The organism is Brucella rhizosphaerae (assembly GCF_002252475.1).
Taxonomy (GTDB): domain Bacteria; phylum Pseudomonadota; class Alphaproteobacteria; order Rhizobiales; family Rhizobiaceae; genus Brucella; species Brucella rhizosphaerae.
Map to the genome: position 1 here is coordinate 205,639 of NZ_NNRK01000026.1, position 19,496 is coordinate 225,134.

Genomic DNA, 19,496 nt, shown 5'->3' on the forward strand with positions numbered 1-19,496 from the left:
AACGGCTATGACTATCAGCAGAAGAACTATGCTCGGTTCTGCGGGCGCTGCAGTCATGAGCAATATTCTTTCCGCGCGCGCAGAAGTGCTGCCGAAGGAGAATGATATGACACAGACACTGAAGATGGCGGCTAAAGAACGGGTTGCCTCAACAGGCAATACTGCCAAAAGCGCACCTTTGCCTTTCGCCATGACCACGCCGGTGCGTGTGGCACGTGTTGGCCTGAAGGCCCGCGATGCTGAAGGTCTTGCGGAATATTATCGCAATGTCGTGGGTTTGCGTGAAATGACACGCCGTGGCGCTTCCATTGTATTGGGCGCCGGTGATCGCGAATTGATGGAAATCGAACAGTTTTCTGCAGCAAAGCCCGACGATCCGCGCAGCGCGGGTCTCTATCATACCGCATTTCTGCTGCCAACACGTGGTGATCTTGCACGCTGGTCGCGCCGCGCCATCGACAAGCAACTGCCCGTTGCTGGTGCGTCCGATCACAATGTCAGTGAAGCTATCTATTTGACAGACCCGGAAGGCAACGGCATCGAAATCTATTCCGATCGTCCGCACACGACCTGGCAGTGGCAGGGTGATCGCGTGAAGATGGGTACCGAAGCGCTCGATGTGAAAAATCTTCTCGGTGTTATTGATCGTGAAGGTGGTGAGTGGAATGACGCGCCGCAGAATACTGTGATTGGTCACGTTCACATGCGCGTTGGCAATGCGAAGGACGCTGAAGCTTTCTGGCATCAGCAACTGGGCTTCGATACCGTCCAAACTTATGGCGACAAGGCGGTGTTCCTGTCTACCGGCGGCTATCATCACCATATTGGTGCCAACGCATGGCAGAGCTCAGGTGCTGGTAAACGGGATCAGGACCGTACGGGTCTTGGATGGGTTGAAATGGAAGATACTCGTGGCGGCAATAACCACGTCTTTGAAGATCCATGGGGCAATGTGATCAACACGATCAGAACCAGCATTTAATTCACAATAAAAAATCCCCATGTTTTCAGAAACATGGGGATTTTTTCGGATTCTTTTTATGAAGCCTTATGCTTCACCAAACACACGCTTGAAAATCGTATCCACATGCTTGGTATGATAGCCAAGGTCGAATTTTTCGCGGATTTGCTCTTCAGAGAGAGCTGCACGAACTTCCTGATCAGCCAGAAGTTCTTCCAAAAAGTCTGCACCCTGTTCCCAGACCCGCATGGCGTTACGCTGCACGAGGCGATAGGAATCTTCACGGGATACGCCAGCCTGCGTAAGAGCGAGCAGAACGCGCTGCGAATGCACCAGACCACGGAACTTGTTCATGTTCTTGAGCATGTTGTCGGGATAGATCACGAGCTTTTCGATAACGCCAGCCAGACGGTTCAGCGCGAAATCAAGCGTGATGGTGGTGTCGGGACCAATCGCACGCTCAACACTCGAATGCGAAATATCGCGTTCGTGCCAGAGTGCAACGTTTTCCATAGCAGGCACGACCGACATGCGAACCAGACGAGCAAGGCCCGTCAGGTTTTCGGTCAGAACCGGGTTGCGCTTATGCGGCATTGCCGAAGAACCCTTCTGGCCGGGTGAGAAGAACTCTTCCGCTTCCAGAACTTCAGTGCGCTGCATGTGACGGATTTCGATAGCCACATTCTCGATTGACGATGCAATGACGCCAAGCGTTGCAAAGAACATAGCATGACGGTCACGCGGGATAACCTGCGTCGAAACCGGTTCTGCTTCCAGGCCGAGCTTCTCGCAGACATATTCTTCAACGCGTGGATCAATATTGGCGAATGTGCCAACAGCGCCTGATACGGCACCTGTCGCGATTTCTGCACGTGCTGCAACGAGACGCGAACGGTTGCGGACCATTTCGGCGTAGAAACGCGCGAAGGTCAGGCCCATTGTTGTCGGCTCGGCATGGATGCCGTGGCTGCGGCCGATGCGGACGGTATCCTTATGCTCAAAGGCGCGCTTCTTGAGCGCTGCAAGAACGCGGTCCATATCTGCGAGAAGCAGATCGGCTGCGCGAACGAGCTGTACGTTCAGTGTCGTGTCCAGCACGTCTGAAGAGGTCATGCCCTGATGAACGAAACGGCTGTCTGGGCCGATGAATTCGGCAAGATGCGTCAGGAATGCGATGACGTCATGCTTTGTGACGGCTTCGATTTCATCGATACGTGCGACATCGAATTTCGCAACGTTACCCTTTTCCCAGATGGTCTTGGCAGCTTCCTTGGGGATCACGCCGAGTTCGGCGAGCGCTTCACAGGCATAGGCCTCAATTTCAAACCAGATGCGGAACTTGGTTTCGGGAGACCAGATGGCGACCATTTCTGGCCGGGAATAGCGCGGGATCATGGGCATATCCTGTTTTGGCGGCCCGTCTGCCGGGCTGCAGGTCCTGGGTAAAGGGAATGCGCGGTGTTTAGCAGAGCCTAAGCCTCTGCTCAACGCACAAAAGCCGAGATTTTCGGCTTATCTTGCTGCTTCTGCGGCTTCGCGAATGGCGGTGATGTTGGCGCGATAGGTTTCGACCGAGTTACCCTTGTAGACGGCGGAACCTGCCACAAGAATATTTGCACCTGCAGCCACAACCAATCCAGCTGTTTCAGGCGTAATGCCACCATCCACTTCGATGTCGATTGGACGGTCGCCAACCATCTCGCGCACACGCTTGATCTTGTCGAGCATCGGCGCAATGAATTTCTGGCCACCAAAGCCTGGATTGACTGTCATGACGAGAACGAGATCAACATCGTCGATTACGTTTGTCAGAGCTTCAACTGGGGTTGCAGGGTTAAGCGCCAGACCGGCCTTTTTGCCCATTGCACGAATATTCTGAAGCGAGCGGTGCGTATGTGCTCCAGCTTCGGCATGGATCGTGATCAGATCGCAACCTGCATTGGCAAAGGGTTCAAGATAAGCATCGCAAGGCGCAATCATCAGATGCGTATCGAAGAATGCCTTGGTGCGCGGACGAATTGCTTTTACGACCTGTGGGCCAAACGTGATGTTTGGCACGAAATGGCCGTCCATGACGTCGATGTGGATCCAGTCGGCACCGGCTTCAAGCACGGCATCGACTTCTTCTCCCAGACGCGAAAAGTCAGCCGAAAGGATGGATGGTGCGATAGCGATAGGACGCATGGTGGTCTCCCTTGCAGGATGTTTTGACATCATAAAATAAAAATGCGCCCGACCAGTGTTGGCCGGACGCAGATATTGAGCTTTTAGCCCCAACGCTTGTGGAACCACATCCACTGGCCGGGATATTCCCGCACCCAGCCTTCAACGGTGTCATTGAGAAGCTGTGCAGTCGCGGCGATATCGATTTCGCCTTTTTCGTCGCGTGGCAACTCCATCCGCTCTTTGAGTTCAAGCCGATAGCGACCACCGGGAAGGCGAATGCAGCGTGCCGGATAGACGTCGCAATCATATTGACGCGCGAGCTTTGCCAAAAGCGGATTGGTCTTCACGGGGCGGTCAAAGAAGGTCGATGGAACGCCGCGCTGGAACTTCTGGTCCACCAGCATGCCGACATTGCCGCCACTATCCAGAATACGCGCCAATGACCATGCTGCACCGGCCTTGGATGGCACCAGATGCCCCATATTGGTGTGGCGCGCCTTGAGAACTGTCTTGGCAATATAGGGATTGTTCGGTGGCCGGAAGAGGGCAGTTACGTCGAGGCCGAATGTACCGGCGCAGATCGGGAGAAGCTCAAAATTGCCCGTATGCGCGGTGAAGAAAATATGCGGCTTCTTCTCATCACGCAGGCGTTCAAAAATTGGGATGCCTTCAACCTCAATGAGGCCCGGTTTAGCTGCCGTTGGGTCGAAATCGAAGATTGCGTCGAGAAAGATATATTCCGCGAAAAGGCGGGCCATCGAATCCCACATTTCGATGGCGATCTTTTCGACTTCAGCATCACTCTTTTCTGGATAGGCAAGACGCAGATTGTTTGTCGCGACCTTATGCCGGGGCGTAAGTGGTCCGACCCGACGTGCAAACCATGCCGAAAAGCGAATGGCGCTTTTTGCAGGCAACAGACGCAGCAGAGCCAGAGCGAGAAATACGGCCTGCGCCCAAAGCCAGTAGTTGAACTGCTTGAGCTTGCGTGACCATTTGAAGAGAAGAAGCTTGAACTTGAACATCAAATGCTTAGTCGATCTGCAACACGATTTTGCCGAAGACGTCGCGGCCTTCCATACGCTTCAAAGCGGTATCGATGTCGTCAAAGCCAACGATCGTGTCGATGACCGGATGAACAACACCCTGCGCCATTTTCTGCATCGCATCAGCCATGTTTTCCATGCGGCAGCCGAAGGAGCCGAGGATTTTGAGCTGCTGCTGGAAAAGCTGCATCAGGTTCATGTTGGTTGAAACGCCGGAGGTCGAACCGCAGGTAACGAGACGTGCTCCGCGCTTCATGCAAAGCATCGAACCTGCCCATGTGTCTGCGCCGACATGCTCGAACACAACATCGACGCCCTTCTTTTTGGTGAGCTTGCGCACAACACCTTCAAAGCGGTCAACACGGTAATTGATGACGTGATCGGCACCCAGTGCCTTGGCCTTTTCAATCTTATCATCAGAGCCAACGGTGGTGATGACAGTGCAGCCCATTTTCTTGGCAAGCTGAATTGCAGCCGAACCAATGCCGGAACCGCCAGCCTGAACCAGAACAGTTTCACCCGGCTGAAGTTTCGCATTATCAAACAGCATGTGCTCGACTGTACCGAAAGTCACAGGAGCGACAGCTGCGGCGATAGCATCAACGCCGGGAGGTGCAGGCACCAGAAGACGCGCTGGCAGGTTAACGGCTTCGCAGGCAAAACCATCGAGATGGAAGCCATGAACGCCGCCGACATGTTCGCAAAGATTATCGCGGCCTTCCCGGCAAGCCTTGCAGAGACCGCAAGTGCGTGCACCGTAGATCGAAACGAGCTGTCCCGGCAGGACGTTGGAAACGCCTGGGCCGATTGCATCTACAACGCCGGAAGCTTCTGCACCGATGACCAGCGGCATCTTGCGCTTGGCGAATGCCATGCCGCGCCAGCCCCATACGTCGATATGGTTGAGTGCGACGGCCTTGATACGGACCGTAACTTCGCCATTACCGGGTGCGGCAGGCGCAGCGATATCGGTCATTTCAAGGCGGCGATCGTCGAGAAGCTGTAGGGCGCGCATGAACTTATCCTTTTCAAGACATAATCCCGGAAAGCATTCGGCCTTCCGGGATTACCGAGAATATATAACTTTTAGTCCGATTAATTCGGATTTGCCGTCAAAACAAGGCTGGCATTTTGTCCACCAAAGCCAAATGAGTTTGAAAGCACCGCGGAAACCTGTCCGTCGCGCTTCACATTCGGTACAACATCAAGCGGAATAGCCGGGTCTGGATTATCGTAATTGATGGTTGGCGGCAATGTACCGGTCTGAATCGTCAGCAGTGAAAACACAGCTTCGATAGCACCAGCAGCAGTCAGGGTATGGCCAATCATCGACTTGTTCGATGACACCGGGATCGACGCAATCTGTTCACCAAAGACGCTCGACAAGGCGAGATATTCCATTTTGTCATTCTCCGGCGTCGAAGTGCCATGAGCGTTGACGTAAGAAATCTGGTCTTCAGTCAAACCGGCATCAGCTAGTGCCGCACGTACTGTGCCGATAGCAGGTGAGGCATCCGGCTTGGAACGCGTGCGGTGGAAATCATCGGCCTTTTCGCCACAGCCAGCCAGAATGCCCAGAACCTTTGCGCCACGCGCAACAGCACTTTCAAGCGATTCCATGACGAGCGCGCCAGAACCTTCGGCCATTGCAAAACCGTCACGATCTTTGGAGAAGGGCTTTGAGGCCTTTTCTGGCTTGTCATTCTGGGTCGAAAGCGCTGACAGTAGTGAGAAGCGGATCAGCGATTCAGCTGATACCGAACCGTCTGTGCCGATCGAAAGAACACGGTCGCTTTCGCCGCGACGAATGGCTTCGACACCGAGCTGGATAGCCGTAGCACCCGAAGCGCATGCAGTCGAAAGCGTAACCGGCAGGCCGCGTGTGCCAAAAATTTCTGAAAGGCGCTCGGCGATATAGCCGAACTGGGTCGTATTGAAGAGCTCGTCCTGACGCGCACGACGACAGGCTTCGAGCAGAAGCTGATAGCTGGCCGGGCCTGCGTCCTTGATGCTTGCATCGAGTGCAAAGCGGCTTTTCCAGTCGAGCTCAACGGGAGGTGCTGCAAGGAAAAGCGGGCCACCGAAATTGGTGACAGAAAGACCGGACTGTGCAAGCGCTTCTTCACCGGCAAGACGTGCGAGCGCCTCGGAGAGGGCGGAGGAGCCGACATTGCTTTCAGGCAGAAAGTCGACAGTGCCGGAGAAGCGTGTCTTCAGGCTTTCCGTCGGAAAGCGGGTGATGTCATGAATGCCGGAGCGTCCGCCGGTCAGAGCAGCCCAATTGTCTTCCTTGCCCTGTCCAAGGGAGGAAACAACGCCAGCACCTGTAATTGCAACGATGGGACGGCCGAGATGGTCTGTATATTTGGTCATCTTATGCTCTCACCAGCTTTGCGGCACCCTCAGCGCGAGTTGCACCGATGGTGGTGACTATGGCTTCGCTGATCGGTCCATCAATCGCCTTTTCAGACGGGCTTGTTGGTGCGAAAGCCTCGCCTTTCCAAACAGAAATAGCTGCCAGCGCCAGCGCCAGCGGGAACTGAGCTTCGCGCAAATGTCCGGTTAGCCCGGTAACGCCGCGATAAGCGGCAGAAGCCGCATCAAGTGCAGCTTTTTCGGCGGCGGTTGCGGCATGTGCGCCGGACGAGCCGGAAATGACATATTGAGGTTCTTTGCCGCCATTGGCAGCAAGCACCAGTTCACGCACGGTTTTTTCGAGATCATCTGCATCGCGGCGGATTTGGGCGCTTTCGATGCTCGTAATTTCTGCATAGGCGCGCGCGCCACGCTTTTCAGCATGTTCTGCGCTTTCAAGCACGAGGAACACGCCGCCAGAACCAGAAATCATGCCGCCACCGGCAGTGCCCTCACGTTCCCACAGTGAAGCCCAGCCGTCGTGCTTGAGCAATCCGCCAAGCTCGTGACCGAGAATCATGTCGAAATGCTCGGAATTGTAAGACCCGCCGACCAGCGCATGTGTGCTCTGGCCCGACCGAATACGGGCTGCAGCCGTTTCAATTGCGGCAATGCCGGAGCCTTCTTCGCCCATGAATGTGCGGGAAGAGCCGGTCACTTTATGAACAATGGAGATATTGCCCGCCAGCAGGTTGGAAAGCTGAGCTAGAAACAGGGTGGGGCGAAGTTCCGTCGAGAGCTTCTCGTTGAGCATCACACCGCGATTGTTGCTGTTGCGACCTTCTTCGAGAATCTGCATATCGACAGTGATATCGCGTTCGCCGCCACCGGCACCCACAATCATGTCCATGCTTGCGCACAGTGCTTCGTCATCCTTGATGCCCGCATCGTCAAGCGCGAGGCCTGCCGCATAGGTACCAAGCCGCTGCCATGTTTCCATCTGGCGCTGGTCGCCGCGCTTGGGGATTTGCAAACCCCAGTCGACTTCGCCCAGCGGATGAACTGTGTAGGGCGCAAAGGCTTCCTTTTCGAGGCGCGGCTGACCGTCTGCCGTTGAAAAAGCATTCCAATGCGCATCCAGTCCTTCGCCTAGCGAAGAGATGATGCCAATTCCTGTGATGACGACTTTATTGCTCTGCATAGTTCGGTTCTGCCCGTAAATGCTGTGCTTGTGGATGCTGTGCGTGATCCAGAAACGGAATCAGGGCGAACACGGATGTTCACCCTTTAATACCGTCAGCTTTCGTGGCTGGTCAGCCCTTTTTGGCTGCTACCAGCTCGTCGATCTTGGCGCAGAGATTCTTCAGAACGAAATACTCTTCGGTCGGCGCCTTGCCTTCGTTCACTTCCTGCGTCCACTGTTCAAGCGGAATCTTGATGCCGAATTCTTTGTCGATCGCAAAGACGATGTCGAGGAAATCGAGGCTGTCGATGCCCAGATCATCAATGGTGTGGCTTTCGGGCGTGATGGTGTCACGATCGATTTCACTTGTTTCGGCAATGATGTCGGCGACTTTGTCAAAAGTAGAGGACAAGTTTCGATTCCTTTATTCTTGGCGATGCCACAACAGGCATGCGTCTGAGTATCTGCGCGTATCTAGCGTTTTTCCGGTGACAGGGAAAGTCATAATAGCTTCACGATCACCGAGACTTCGCCGGACTTTAGAGCGCATCCCGAAAAGTGTGAAACGGTTTTCGGAAAAGATGCGCGTGAAAACAAATAATTGAGACGTGTCGATCTGATGAAGTCAGATCGAAACGCGCTCTAATTGCGCATATAAGGTGCACAGCACGCGAAGCGCAACATAGAGCGAATTACAATTTTTTGAAATGTTCTCAAGAAAGAATTGTTCAGGGCTCACTTCTAACCCGCCTTATGAAGTACCAGAGGCCAACAGCGGTACATGCGAGCATGACGATTGCAAGCGCATATTGTACAGGCCCGTTGCCGGAAGCGATCGCTACTATGCCTGATGCGGCACTGCCCAAAGTGCCAAGCGCTTCGGGGTGTTTTAGCACAGTACTAACGGCCGTATCGCTTTGGCGGGCTTTCGGCAGCGGGTCTGCGCTGGGTTCCGCAGGTTGAGTGACGGATGGTTTTGCCGCAAGCGCAAGTGCACGAGATCGGACACGCTCAACCCGTGCAAGCCAGCCACTGCCGAAGGTTGAAGCTGTGGACAATCCTCTCAGCCATGCGGCGCGCGCGTCGCATAGTGCATTGATGATCACGTCTGGTGAGTGATTGGAAAGCGCTACAATGGTTTGGTCGCCTATGACACCATCTTCAGGTAAATTGACGATGCCCTGCAGTGCTTTTGCCGCCCTGCCTGGTCCCGAATTCACTGCGAAGTCGAAAACGGCATAGTCGATACCCGACGGAAGTTCGTCACCATCGATCTTGTCCCAGAACTGCTCTTGATAGATTTTCGTAGCTTCTGCCTGGCTTAGGTCCATTACATCTGACGTTGATATGGCATGTTTTCGCCATGCAGAGAGCGTCGCCATGGTAATTCCCATATTAGTGGCGCCGCCGGGGTCGCGTGGATCGTCAACATATCCGCCTTCTTCACTGAAAATATAAGGTATAACTTTACTGAAATTGATTTCCATTAATGAAACCCCTAATTTATATAATGAAAATATAAATAATACTCATTTTTCCTGATATTATACCGTACAGTAAGTAAATAATATTAATTTGTTTTGCGTTCGACGCAAGGAACGTTGCGTGAAGATACTTTCAACTGGAGCGTATTGGCTCTTGCGCAGCGCGCGCTGATGCGGCTTGATGCGGTTCTATAAAATACATTGGAATAGGCGCACAAAGTGACATCGGAAATATTTGGATATGCACCGGACGGGCAGGCGGTTCATCGGCTCACAATCGCCAATGGTTCGCTTGAAGCAAAGATCATTACATGGGGCGCGGCCGTTCAGGATCTGCGCATGGAAGGGCATGATGCGCCATTGGTCATCGGCTATCGCGATTTTGCCGATTACCCAGCGCATTCGCCTCATTTAGGTGCAATTGCGGGTCGCTTTTCCAACCGTATTCGCAATGCCCGCTTTGAGCTTGATGGAAAGACATACGACGTCGAGGCGAATTTTCAGGGAATTCATAATCTGCATGGTGGCAGCAAAGGTCTTGGAAATCGCGTCTGGAAAGTGACTGGTTCGGGATCCGATTTTGTAACACTCGCGACACTTGCAGCTGATGGCGAAATGGGTTTTCCCGGCAATCTCAATGTAAGCTGTACCTACATGCTGAATGCAAAGGGTACGTTGATTGTGCGTCTTGAAGCCGTGACAGACAAACCAACGGTCTGCAATCTTCTCCATCACAGCTATTTCAATCTGGATGATGGCGGCGAGAGCGATATTCTGGATCACCAGTTAAAGATCGAAGCCTATGCCTATATGCCTGTTGATGAGGCGCTGATTCCAGACGGGCGCATTCTGCCGGTCAAGGACACGCCTTATGATTTCCGCGATTTCCGCCCGATCCGTTTCGAGGAAGACGGCAAGCAGGTCGAATATGACAGCAATTTCTGTATGACGGCAGCACGTGGCCCTTTACGCCCCTGTGCGTCAGTTAAAGGTGCGCAAACTGGCATTCGACTTGATGTCGAGACGACAGAGCCGGGGCTGCAGTTTTATGCTGGAAACACAATGGCCAATGATTGCATTGGTTTGATGGGCAAGCCTTACGGCAAACATGCAGGTTTCTGTCTGGAGCCGCAGGTCTGGCCGGGATCGCTGGAATATTCTTATGTGCCGCAGGCAATCCTGCGTCCGGGCGAAGTTTACGCCCAGACGAGCCATTTCACCTTTAGGCGAGACTAGTGGATTGAATTTGACGTTTGAATCCCGACTGACACAAATGCAGTTTCGAACGTCAAATTTGAAAAATCCACTCGATTCATAAGCTTACTAGTGGTCCTTTTGATTCCGACATTTGTCCAACGCCTGTAACCGAGGGATGCAAATGTCGGAATCAGACCACTAGTCTATTTCAGGTACGCGGCGCGCGCAGTTTCCATTGGAGCAAGCGCGCCGCGAATTTCCACCACGCGAGCGGCAACTGCGTGTGCTTTACGTGCAGCCTCAATGGGCGACAGGCCTTCAATGCGCGCAGCAAGATAACCGCCGTTAAAGCTGTCACCGGCACCAGTCGTATCAATTGCATTGGCTTTTACCGATGGAACGAGGGTCTGCTCTCCGTCTGCAATAATGAGCACAGGCTCGGTGCCGTCCTTGACGACGATTTCCTTTACGCCCAGACCGGCAAGTCTTTCTGCACAGGCTTGTGCGGTCTCATCACCAAACAGAGCTTGTTCATCGGGGAAGGTCGGCAGCGCGATATCGGCGACCTGCATGGCTTCAGTGATGATCTTCTTCGCCACTTCACGATCAGGCCAGAGTTGATGCCGGAAATTTGGATCAAATGCGATTCGTGCGCCGTCCGCGCGGCATTCGCGCAGGATTTCAAACAGAGTTTCGCGATGTTCCGGGAAGACGATGGCGATGGAAATACCCGAAAAATAGATCATGTCGCGGCCAGTCAGGCTGGCTTTCAAGGCATTTCGGTCGCTTGCAAGGCGTCTTGCCGCCGCATCGCTACGCCAATAGGTGAAGGAACGTTCCGCGCCGTTAAGTGTGATTGCATAAAGCCCCGGATGGACGCCCTTGATAATGGGGCTGTGGGCAATGCCAATACCATTCGATGTAAGGAAGGTGCGCTGCTTTTGCGAGAAATCGTCTTCGCCGAATGCGCTGACATATTCAACAGGATAGGATTGATCTGTCAGGGCGCGCATGTACCAGGCGGTATTGAGTGTGTCGCCGGCATATCCCATGCGCCATTGATCGTCGCCATTGCCTGAAAGCTCGATCATGCACTCACCGATCGACGCAAAACCACCCATAGTCATCTCCTCAGTTTTATCCGGAAGTACGCCTACAGCATCGGCCCAAAAATCGGTATCGATTTTTGGCAAACACGATGCGTAGATTAAATGGTTCAGAGCGTGCTTGTGTAGCGCCCAACATGGAGCCCGGCGCTCTATACGAATTTGCCGTGATGTAAAATCCTGTTGTCATCTACCTTTTATCGACTTGCCACATTCCCCGTGTAACGATCCCGCCAAGAGAGGAATCACTATGCGTTACGCGATTTATTTCACGCCGCCTTCAGGCGATGCGCTTTTGAAAGTTGCCGCCAACTGGCTTGGGCGATGTGCGTTTAGCGGCGAACCGGTCAAAGTGCCTGCGATTCGCACGCTTGCAGCCGAAGATATCGTCGCACTGACCGAGGAGCCGCGTCGCTATGGTTTTCATGGGACGCTGAAAGCACCTTTTCGACTGGACGAGACCTATCAGGAAAGCGATCTGCTTTCCGCTCTGATGTATTTTGCTTCATCAAGTGCACCATTCGTCATTCCACGTCTGAAATTGCAGGGCATAGGCCCGTTCTTTGCACTCGTACCGGAAGAGCCGGTGGCTGAGCTCAATCAGCTCGCCAATGACGTGGTCGTTTCGTTCGACAGATTCCGTGCGCCCTTGCGAGACGCAGAAATTGCCAAGCGTCGTCCGGACCGGCTCAGCGAAGCTCAGCGTCAGAACCTTGATCGCTGGGGCTACCCCTATGTTTTCGATGAGTTTCGTTTTCATATGACGCTGACCGGACCCGTCGATGAAAAGCAGCGCCCGCATGTTGAACGTGTGCTTGATGACTTTTTTGCGCCTGTTCTGGATGACCCGGTCGAGGTCGCTAATCTGGCGCTCTTTGTAGAGCCTGAAAAAGGTGCACCATTCGAGATTCATTCGCTGCATCCGATGACTGGTGGTACTAAGGTGTCAAAACGGTCCTCACGGGCTGTGGGAAGGCCTTGAGGGATGACCACGGAAACAGTTCTTAAAAATGCAAATATTGTTCTGCCTGACGAAGTAATCAGCGGAACGGTTAAAATCATTGATGGTATTATCGTCGATATTTCTTCTACCTCGTCCGTGTCCGGTGAGGATATGGAAGGAGACTATCTGACACCGGGGCTGGTCGAATTACATACTGACCATCTCGAAGGTCATTATGCTCCACGCCCGAAAGTACGCTGGAACCCGATTGCTGCTGTTCAGGCACATGATGCTCAGATTGCAGCTTCTGGTATCACGACGGTTTTTGATGCCTTGCGGATTGGCTTCGATGATGAAGCACAGACGGGTATTGATGATATGCGCAAGCTCTCATCCGCAATTGCTGAAGGGCGCGAGGCCGGACGGCTGCGCGCTGACCATTTTCTGCATTTGCGTTGCGAAGTTTCAGCACCTGATTGCCTGAGCGCTTTCGAGCGTTTTGGTGTGCATCCGCTGGTCAAACTGGTTTCATTGATGGATCACGCACCCGGACAGCGTCAGTTCACGGATATTGAGACCTATAAGTCCTACTACATGAGCAAGCTCAGAGTGACGGAAGAGGAATTCATACGCTATTGCGAAAAGCGTATGGGTCAATCTCAGCAATATTCAGCTCCGACCCGCACGGCTATTGCCCATGCCTGCATTGAACGCGGGATTGTATTGGCGAGCCATGATGATGCCACAGCGGGTCACGTCGCAGAAGCAAGTGTACAGGGAATCCGTGTCGCTGAGTTTCCGACGACGCATCTGGCTGCCAAGGCATCTAAGGAAGCGGGTATGTCAGTCCTGATGGGCGCACCCAATGTAGTGCGTGGCGGATCGCATTCCGGGAATGTTTCGGCGCGCGAATTGGCCGAAGCCGGTCATCTCGACATTATCTCGTCTGATTATATCCCGGCAAGCATGATGCAATCGGCATTCTTCATGGCTGATGTGATGGAGCAAATTACGCTGCCGCAGGCGATCAAGCTGGTTTCCAGCAATCCGGCAAAAGCTGTTGGCCTTTCGGATCGCGGAGAAATTGCGATTGGAAAACGTGGTGATCTTGTGCGTGTGCAGATCGCCGAGCACGTTCCGATCATCCGCACAGTCTGGCGCGAAGGACGACGCGTGATTTAACTTATGTAATGCCTTGTCAGAGCGCTACAGGCGCTCTGACATCAGTTTTCTTAATTGTATCAGGCAGAAGCATCTGCCAGCGACAGAACGCCGGTTTCACCATCTACGGACAGTTTAAACTCGCGATAGCTGTTGATGCTTCTATGCGATGTTTCGGGCGAATGGGGATGCGTTGCCGTTACCACAACGACGCTTGCTCCCGCTGTTTCACCGGCAACAATACCAGCGGGTGCATCTTCAAAAACGAGACAGTTGTGCGGGTCAAAACCCAGCCTCTTTGCACCAAGCTGAAAGCATTCAGGGCTTGGTTTGCCGCGTTCCACATCCTCAGCGGAAACAATTGTCTTCGGCATTGGCAACCCAGCGGCCTGCAAACGCCGGCGCGCCAGTTCGATGGGTGCCGAGGTAACGATTGCCCAACGGTCTTCCGGCAGTGCATTGAGGAAATCCAGCACGCCTTCGATTGGTACAATGCCATCCAGATCAGCCATTTCCGCATCAAGCAGGATCTTGGCCTCGGTGTCTGGATCAAGATGCGGTAGGCCCAGTCTGCGCACGGTATCGACGGCACGCACGCCGTGAATGGTCGGAACGAATGTGACCGGATCAATGCCATGACGGATCGCCCATTCGCCCCATACCCGCTCAGTTGCAGCGATAGAACTTAGCACTGTGCCGTCCATATCGAACAGAAAAGCGTCGAATGTTTTGTTGAAGGGAGATAGGTCGGTCAAAATGAAGATCCTCGAATTTTAAGGCCAGAAACGGAAGCCAGAATCAGGTGGGCGTGTTCGGTTTTGATCTTAATGCGGAAAATTGGCTAAAGTCACAGTATTCAACACAATGATTGTCGTTGACTGCCTTTGCGTCTGCCACACCGTGAAAAATCAAATATGCTTCTTATATTGAAAAGCTTGGCCCACTCGACAAAACTTGATCATTTGCTTCGTTTATGGCTTTTTGCGCCACTTGATGCAGCGCGTTTTACCTCGAGCCATACAGGTCGCCAGACATTGGTCGAAAACTTGGATGAATCGCATTCTCAGGATTGTTGTGTAAATGACTGAAATAAAAAATAAAAACCGCAACTATCCGGATCATCGGTTCTCGGTCGCACCTATGCTCGATGGGGTATTGTTTTTTTAAAAGTGATTGTTATTCAAATCGTTATACGAACGGTATATGCGATGTTGTACCGATAACGGTACAACATCAGCCGTGAAATTGTTTGTATTCGCGCATTGCAGCGGTTCGACGGTCATCCAAATAGGACGCTAGATCGTTGATGTGGACGCCTTTTGCGGCCTTCTGGCTTTCTTCAATCCGTACAAGTGGGATTTTAATATCGCCGCAAGTTACCTTGCGGACGAATTTTTCGGGCGTTAGGTGAGGGAAGTAATCACGGCAAAGATCATCGACGGGAATGATTGCTTTGCCGCTGTATTGAGCCATTAGAAGGAAAGCGGTGTTCATTTCAGCACCTCGGAAGGCTTAAGAAAACAGATCCAATGAGTGTTGGCCTGCTTGCCGGAAACGTGACCGACAACTGGCGGCACATCCGTGAGGGCGAGGATTTCCCGCACCTTGATCTGCGTTTCGTTCCATTTGAAAATCAGTGTGCCGTGTGGTTTCAGGACGCGGAAAGCCTCGGCAAATCCCTCACGCAGATCATCGCGCCATGTCTCGCGGTTCAATGCACCATATTTTGCGCGCAACCAGCTTCTCTCACCGGCATTGACCAGATGCGGCGGATCAAAGACGGCAAGGCTGAATGTCTCGTCGTCAAACGGCAGGTTGCGGAAGTCGATAATGCGGTCTGGTGAAATGATCAGCTCGCGGCCGTCGCAAAGGACGTGACTTTCTTCACGAATATCGCCGAAGACAGCCCGGTTATCCTTCTTGTCGAACCAGAACATGCGAGATCCGCAGCACATGTCGAGAATAGGCTTCATGTGTATGCCCTCACGCTGGATATTTTCAAAAACTCACGGAACGGAATGTCGCCCGCGTCCGAAACCTCTAGAAAGACATTGTACCGGGCAGCGGCGCGCGACTTGGCTACTACAATCTTCGACCATTCCCAGTACGACACGACGAAAACCTTATTGTCTGGCAACCGTTTCAGATGATCGGCGAGAGCATGACGGCCAAGGTCTGTGACGGCGAAGAACGCCATGTCGCCGTTCTGTCCGCTTTTCCGCCAGTTCGGGGATCTGGAAAACTTATTCGCTAAGTCGGTGTCCACGTCCGTTGCGAAGTGGTTCCGGGACGTTTCCTTGAGCGGGAATGTCGGACGGCCCAAGGCATGGTCTATATGGTCGATCGCTTTGTCTTTGAGGTATCGATTGACGGTAGGATTATCAATGATGATCATGCCGCGACCTCAAGCTTGCCGTAGATCGTATGGGGCCCGGCGTTGTGCCATTCGACCGTCACTTTCATGGCCGTCACCTCAGGTCACTTGAAGTTCTTGCAGCATGCGCATCACGAACGGTTCGAGATCGGAGGCGGACATATAAACGACCTCGCGCGTCGATCCTCCACAGCCATCAGACACTTCAGCTGTGACGGTCTCGCTGCGTAACGCGTATTCGATTGCATAACGGATTTCGGTTTCGGTAGGCTTTGCTTTGGTCGTCATGGTTTCCGCGCTCCTATCAACGCATTGGCATGATGATGAACAGGGGAGGGTCGCCCGCTTCGGGATATTGAACGGGTGAAATCAGACATGGGCTGTTCGACGCTTCGAGCGCGAACCGTACTTCCTCAGAACCAATCGCACTGAGGACGTTGGTGCAGTATTTGTAGCTAAGGCCGATACTGATCTCTTCCGGATGGCTTTCGGAGAGCGAAACTGCATCCTCCATATTTCCAGCTAATGGATTTTCAATTTCCAGCCGCACATCATCCGCGCCGAATGCGAATTTGATCGCGTCGGATTTCTCACCAACGACCAGACTGACGCGGCCCACGGCTTCAAGCAGCGCTTCACGGTCTACGTGATAGTGCCTGTCGTTGCGGGTTGGGATGATGCGTTGGTAATCTGGATAAGTGCCGTCGACGAGTTTTGAAGTGACAGTCACGCCGTCCTGAAACGCGAAGCGTATCTTTCGATCCGATAGGCTGATGACAGTATCGCCACCCGCTTTCGTGCAGTGTGAAAGAAGATTGAGAATGCCACGTGGAATAATAACTCCCGGCATGCCGTCGCAGCCATCGGGAGCCTGGATTTTCAAATAGGCGAACTGATGTCCATCCGTCGCGACAAAGTTCAGCTTACCTTCATTCCCGTGCATAAATATGCCGTTGAGATAGTATCGCGACTCTTCGGTTGAAACCGCGAACCCAACATTTGAAAGTGCTCGCGATAAGTCATTTGCGGGCAAGTTAAACGAGTGCGGAAAGTTGTTGCCCGGTATCTCCGGGAAATCAGAAGCTGGTAGAACCGGAACTTGAAGCTTCGAGCGACCGGCTCTGATGTTAATAACAGCGTCATCGCCTTCAAACTCAATCTCGCAGCCGTCCGGTAGTTTGCTGACTGCGCTGTGCAGCAGGCCGGAAGAAACCGTAAATGCCGGAAAGTCCGAAATGCCACCCTGCACGGCACGCGCCTTAACTTCCACGTCAAGGTTTGTGCCTGACACTGTCAGATGGCCGTTTTCGCACTGAATCAGTACATTGCCCAGAATTGGGACTGTTGGCTTCTTTTCCACGGCGCGGTTAGCCACAGCAAGAGCCGGAAGGAGGGCGCGTCGCTCTATCGCGAAGTGTATGATTGCTGGCATGAGACTCCCTCTCGCGGGCTAGTTGAAATGCTTGGATTAATCGCTCTGCCGCTATGCGCGGGATCGCCTCGCGCCTTTCCGGCGCGGCAGTATGTGTAATCAGGTCTGCTGTCGCCCGTAGAAGCCCATCAATGAGTGCGTCTAAGGTTTCGTTTGGGGGAAATCCGATTGTCCGTACTTCTCGCCATTGCTCTTGAAATGTGTCGAGCACTGCTTGTCGGGTGTCATCCGCAATCAATTGCAGGGTTGCTGGATTTGGCCCGCCTGCGGACAATTGGTGCGATCAGCCGAAAATGCTTACGGCCAAGATCGCCGCACATACGCTGCCTGCAATCAGCGTGGCAATCGCGACCATATGATCGAGCTGGCGTGCGTGCGATTTGTAAGCGGTAGGAAGATGAAATCCGCCATCAACCTCAGTTTGGAAACGGATTTCGTTATACATGGCTGGCAACCTGACGAACCGATAGGCGGCGTGCAAGCGCAGCTGCGCGAGCACCGAAACGGTCAACCACATCAACGGAAAAGCCGTGATGTCCAAGTGTTTCAGGGGAAACGTTGTCGCCAGAAAATGCCAGCACGCGCATTGCGTCGGCCATTTTGACAATGACATTGTCGCGGCAAGTTGGGGCAGGCTTTGAAATTGCTTTTGGCTGAACTTTAATCATGGCGATCTCCATTGCTGTTAAGCCCAAGGAGGAGAGATCGCGCCGTTACTCACTACTCAACCGGCACGATCTGCTCCGTGGGGGCGAGTAATGGTATAATGGGGACAAATGTCCCCTGTCAACATGAAAAAGGAAATTTGTCCCTAAACGCCGAACAGTTCATTCATGTCCAGCACTTTGTGAACACTTACAATGTCATCTAGCGAGTAGGTGAGGGACATCTCAGGGTTAAGCTTCCCTATGACTAACTGCGTAGCGGTGCGCTTTACGAGGTGCCCAATCATGGCATCGTAAGTAAGGCGTCCATTGTTCTTAATCTGGATAACAATGCTATCGCCAACGCGGGCAGGTTTATGCGGATTAATGAACCGAAGATCGCCATGTTTGTGTTCTGGGTACATCGAAGACCCTTCCACAAAAATTGAATAAATGTCGCGCGAGTTCATAAGAGCCGGGGGTCGTCTAACATAGTCAATAACACCGTCAACCAATTGAAAGGCTCCTTCCATGGACCCCGCAGCGGTTCCAAGTACGGGAACATCATTTGGCATTACTTGCCTTGACGGTGGGTTAACGTTTGCGGTTTTCACGTCATTGTTAGTGAGGTCGCTACTAACCCTTTCCACTGCCGAATCGCCCGTGGATATGAGTTGCGCAATATCAACTTCCAGCGCCTTTGCGAGCGCTTCGAGCGTATTGCCGCGTGGTGATGCGGATGGGCGCTCAAACAATTTGCGCAAATAAGTCTTATCCAATCCAGCTTTTCGACTGGCTTGTTCTGGTGTCAGATCAAGAGCTTCAAGGCGCTCTCGAATGCGCTGTTGAATAGTGTTTTCCATACGGGGATTATCGTCCTCAACGATTTGTCCGTAAGGGGGACAATTATCCGTTGACAATGGGGAAATATGTCCCCTATGTTCCGCATTGTTAGCGGAATGAGGAATGTTGGCGGTGTCATCAGTGAAAAGCAGGCTCATCGAAGATCTCATCTCAGAAGCTGATCGCTATTGCGAATTGGCGGGGGTGTCACGTTCGTCTGTTTCTAAGACACTGTTTGGTCGCGGCGGACATATCGACGATTTGATCGCCGGTAAGCGCGATCTATCAACAGGCATCTTCGAGCGTGCGATGGGGTGGCTGAAAGAACGGTCTGTCGCTGCTCCTGCTAATGACTGCGTTTCGCCTGCTGACCTCCCCAGTGGCGAAGCTGGGGCGCGCTGTAATAATGCTGGGCAGCGCGCCCCGACCGCAAATTCCGATTTGGTGGCAGCGCCATGAAATCATCATTCGTGTCCTTTCATAAGCGTTGGACCTGTGGTCCGCCTCGTTTCGAGTAGATGGTCAAGCTTTAACGGCGCGGCCTGAGAGTTTCACCGAATCCTTTGACGACTTTTTTTCCTTGAAATTTTCAGGGGGGTGT

At 53.0% G+C, this 19,496-nt stretch carries 23 protein-coding genes; 5 read left to right on the forward strand and 18 right to left on the reverse strand.

Features of this window, described 5'->3' with window-relative positions; translation table 11 throughout:
• The first annotated feature begins 7 nt into the window (after window positions 1–7).
• Window positions 8–982, forward strand: a complete 975-nt coding sequence (locus CEV32_RS10290; RefSeq protein WP_374882474.1) for a VOC family protein — start codon at window positions 8–10, stop codon at window positions 980–982.
• A 66-nt stretch (window positions 983–1,048) separates the two neighbouring features.
• Here CEV32_RS10290 and purB read toward each other — a convergent pair whose 3' ends face one another.
• From purB to CEV32_RS10330, 8 genes are all read right to left on the reverse strand, one after another.
• Entirely contained in the window at window positions 1,049–2,356 is a 1,308-nt protein-coding gene (purB, locus tag CEV32_RS10295) for an adenylosuccinate lyase (RefSeq protein WP_094576965.1), read from the reverse strand.
• A gap of 117 nt (window positions 2,357–2,473) precedes the next feature.
• Window positions 2,474–3,145, reverse strand: coding sequence for a ribulose-phosphate 3-epimerase (rpe, locus tag CEV32_RS10300; protein WP_094576968.1), 672 nt, complete (start codon window positions 3,143–3,145; stop codon window positions 2,474–2,476).
• A gap of 83 nt (window positions 3,146–3,228) precedes the next feature.
• Window positions 3,229–4,155: a lipid A biosynthesis lauroyl acyltransferase gene (locus tag CEV32_RS10305; RefSeq protein WP_094576971.1), complete on the reverse strand. Its 927-nt coding sequence runs from the start codon at window positions 4,153–4,155 to the stop codon at window positions 3,229–3,231.
• Window positions 4,156–4,159: 4 nt separating this feature from the next.
• A complete protein-coding gene (locus CEV32_RS10310; protein ID WP_094576975.1) occupies window positions 4,160–5,188 on the reverse strand; it encodes a zinc-binding dehydrogenase in 1,029 nt (342 codons plus the stop codon).
• An 80-nt stretch (window positions 5,189–5,268) separates the two neighbouring features.
• Window positions 5,269–6,546: a beta-ketoacyl-ACP synthase gene (locus tag CEV32_RS10315; RefSeq protein WP_094576979.1), complete on the reverse strand. Its 1,278-nt coding sequence runs from the start codon at window positions 6,544–6,546 to the stop codon at window positions 5,269–5,271.
• Between the two features lies 1 nt (window position 6,547).
• Window positions 6,548–7,729 (reverse strand): beta-ketoacyl-ACP synthase, encoded by a 1,182-nt coding sequence (locus CEV32_RS10320; protein WP_094576983.1) that lies wholly within the window; start codon window positions 7,727–7,729, stop codon window positions 6,548–6,550.
• 112 nt (window positions 7,730–7,841) lie between these two features.
• Window positions 7,842–8,123 carry an acyl carrier protein gene (locus CEV32_RS10325; RefSeq protein WP_094506999.1) on the reverse strand — a complete coding sequence of 94 codons (282 nt, stop codon included), beginning with the start codon at window positions 8,121–8,123 and terminating at the stop codon, window positions 7,842–7,844.
• 316 nt (window positions 8,124–8,439) lie between these two features.
• Window positions 8,440–9,198 carry a glycoside hydrolase family 108 protein gene (locus tag CEV32_RS10330; protein WP_094576987.1) on the reverse strand — a complete coding sequence of 253 codons (759 nt, stop codon included), beginning with the start codon at window positions 9,196–9,198 and terminating at the stop codon, window positions 8,440–8,442.
• Between the two features lie 216 nt (window positions 9,199–9,414).
• Here CEV32_RS10330 and CEV32_RS10335 point away from each other — a divergent pair, with 216 nt between their 5' ends.
• Entirely contained in the window at window positions 9,415–10,431 is a 1,017-nt protein-coding gene (locus CEV32_RS10335; protein ID WP_094576990.1) for an aldose epimerase family protein, read from the forward strand.
• A gap of 164 nt (window positions 10,432–10,595) precedes the next feature.
• Here CEV32_RS10335 and CEV32_RS10340 read toward each other — a convergent pair whose 3' ends face one another.
• Window positions 10,596–11,513 (reverse strand): sugar kinase, encoded by a 918-nt coding sequence (locus CEV32_RS10340; RefSeq protein WP_094576994.1) that lies wholly within the window; start codon window positions 11,511–11,513, stop codon window positions 10,596–10,598.
• A 235-nt stretch (window positions 11,514–11,748) separates the two neighbouring features.
• On the opposite strand from CEV32_RS10340, the gene CEV32_RS10345 reads away from it, so the two are divergent.
• Entirely contained in the window at window positions 11,749–12,480 is a 732-nt protein-coding gene (locus CEV32_RS10345; protein WP_094576999.1) for a DUF1045 domain-containing protein, read from the forward strand.
• A gap of 3 nt (window positions 12,481–12,483) precedes the next feature.
• Window positions 12,484–13,623 (forward strand): alpha-D-ribose 1-methylphosphonate 5-triphosphate diphosphatase, encoded by a 1,140-nt coding sequence (locus CEV32_RS10350; protein WP_094577004.1) that lies wholly within the window; start codon window positions 12,484–12,486, stop codon window positions 13,621–13,623.
• A gap of 59 nt (window positions 13,624–13,682) precedes the next feature.
• Here CEV32_RS10350 and CEV32_RS10355 read toward each other — a convergent pair whose 3' ends face one another.
• From CEV32_RS10355 to CEV32_RS10390, 9 genes are all read right to left on the reverse strand, one after another.
• Window positions 13,683–14,357, reverse strand: a complete 675-nt coding sequence (locus CEV32_RS10355) for an HAD family hydrolase (RefSeq protein WP_094577007.1) — start codon at window positions 14,355–14,357, stop codon at window positions 13,683–13,685.
• Between the two features lie 478 nt (window positions 14,358–14,835).
• Window positions 14,836–15,096 (reverse strand): pyocin activator PrtN family protein, encoded by a 261-nt coding sequence (locus CEV32_RS10360; protein WP_094577010.1) that lies wholly within the window; start codon window positions 15,094–15,096, stop codon window positions 14,836–14,838.
• Window positions 15,093–15,575 carry a class I SAM-dependent methyltransferase gene (locus CEV32_RS10365; RefSeq protein ID WP_094577012.1) on the reverse strand — a complete coding sequence of 161 codons (483 nt, stop codon included), beginning with the start codon at window positions 15,573–15,575 and terminating at the stop codon, window positions 15,093–15,095. The genes CEV32_RS10360 and CEV32_RS10365 overlap by 4 nt, the downstream gene beginning before the upstream one ends.
• Complete coding sequence (locus CEV32_RS10370) at window positions 15,572–15,997, reverse strand: hypothetical protein (RefSeq protein ID WP_235818789.1); 426 nt, start codon at window positions 15,995–15,997, stop codon at window positions 15,572–15,574. Before CEV32_RS10370 ends, CEV32_RS10365 begins: the two co-directional genes overlap by 4 nt.
• A 78-nt stretch (window positions 15,998–16,075) precedes the next feature.
• Window positions 16,076–16,264 carry a hypothetical protein gene (locus CEV32_RS10375; protein WP_094577014.1) on the reverse strand — a complete coding sequence of 63 codons (189 nt, stop codon included), beginning with the start codon at window positions 16,262–16,264 and terminating at the stop codon, window positions 16,076–16,078.
• Between the two features lie 16 nt (window positions 16,265–16,280).
• Window positions 16,281–17,408, reverse strand: coding sequence for a DNA polymerase III subunit beta (gene dnaN / locus CEV32_RS10380; RefSeq protein WP_094577016.1), 1,128 nt, complete (start codon window positions 17,406–17,408; stop codon window positions 16,281–16,283).
• Window positions 17,409–17,691: 283 nt separating this feature from the next.
• Window positions 17,692–17,853 carry a hypothetical protein gene (locus tag CEV32_RS23680; protein WP_167382787.1) on the reverse strand — a complete coding sequence of 54 codons (162 nt, stop codon included), beginning with the start codon at window positions 17,851–17,853 and terminating at the stop codon, window positions 17,692–17,694.
• Window positions 17,846–18,076, reverse strand: a complete 231-nt coding sequence (locus CEV32_RS10385) for a hypothetical protein (RefSeq protein WP_094577018.1) — start codon at window positions 18,074–18,076, stop codon at window positions 17,846–17,848. The genes CEV32_RS23680 and CEV32_RS10385 overlap by 8 nt, the downstream gene beginning before the upstream one ends.
• 143 nt (window positions 18,077–18,219) lie before the next feature.
• Entirely contained in the window at window positions 18,220–19,053 is an 834-nt protein-coding gene (locus tag CEV32_RS10390) for an XRE family transcriptional regulator (protein ID WP_235818790.1), read from the reverse strand.
• Here CEV32_RS10390 and CEV32_RS10395 point away from each other — a divergent pair.
• Complete coding sequence (locus CEV32_RS10395) at window positions 19,028–19,354, forward strand: hypothetical protein (protein WP_167382788.1); 327 nt, start codon at window positions 19,028–19,030, stop codon at window positions 19,352–19,354. The two genes, CEV32_RS10390 and CEV32_RS10395, sit on opposite strands and share 26 nt — an antisense overlap.
• Window positions 19,355–19,496: the final 142 nt, after the last annotated feature.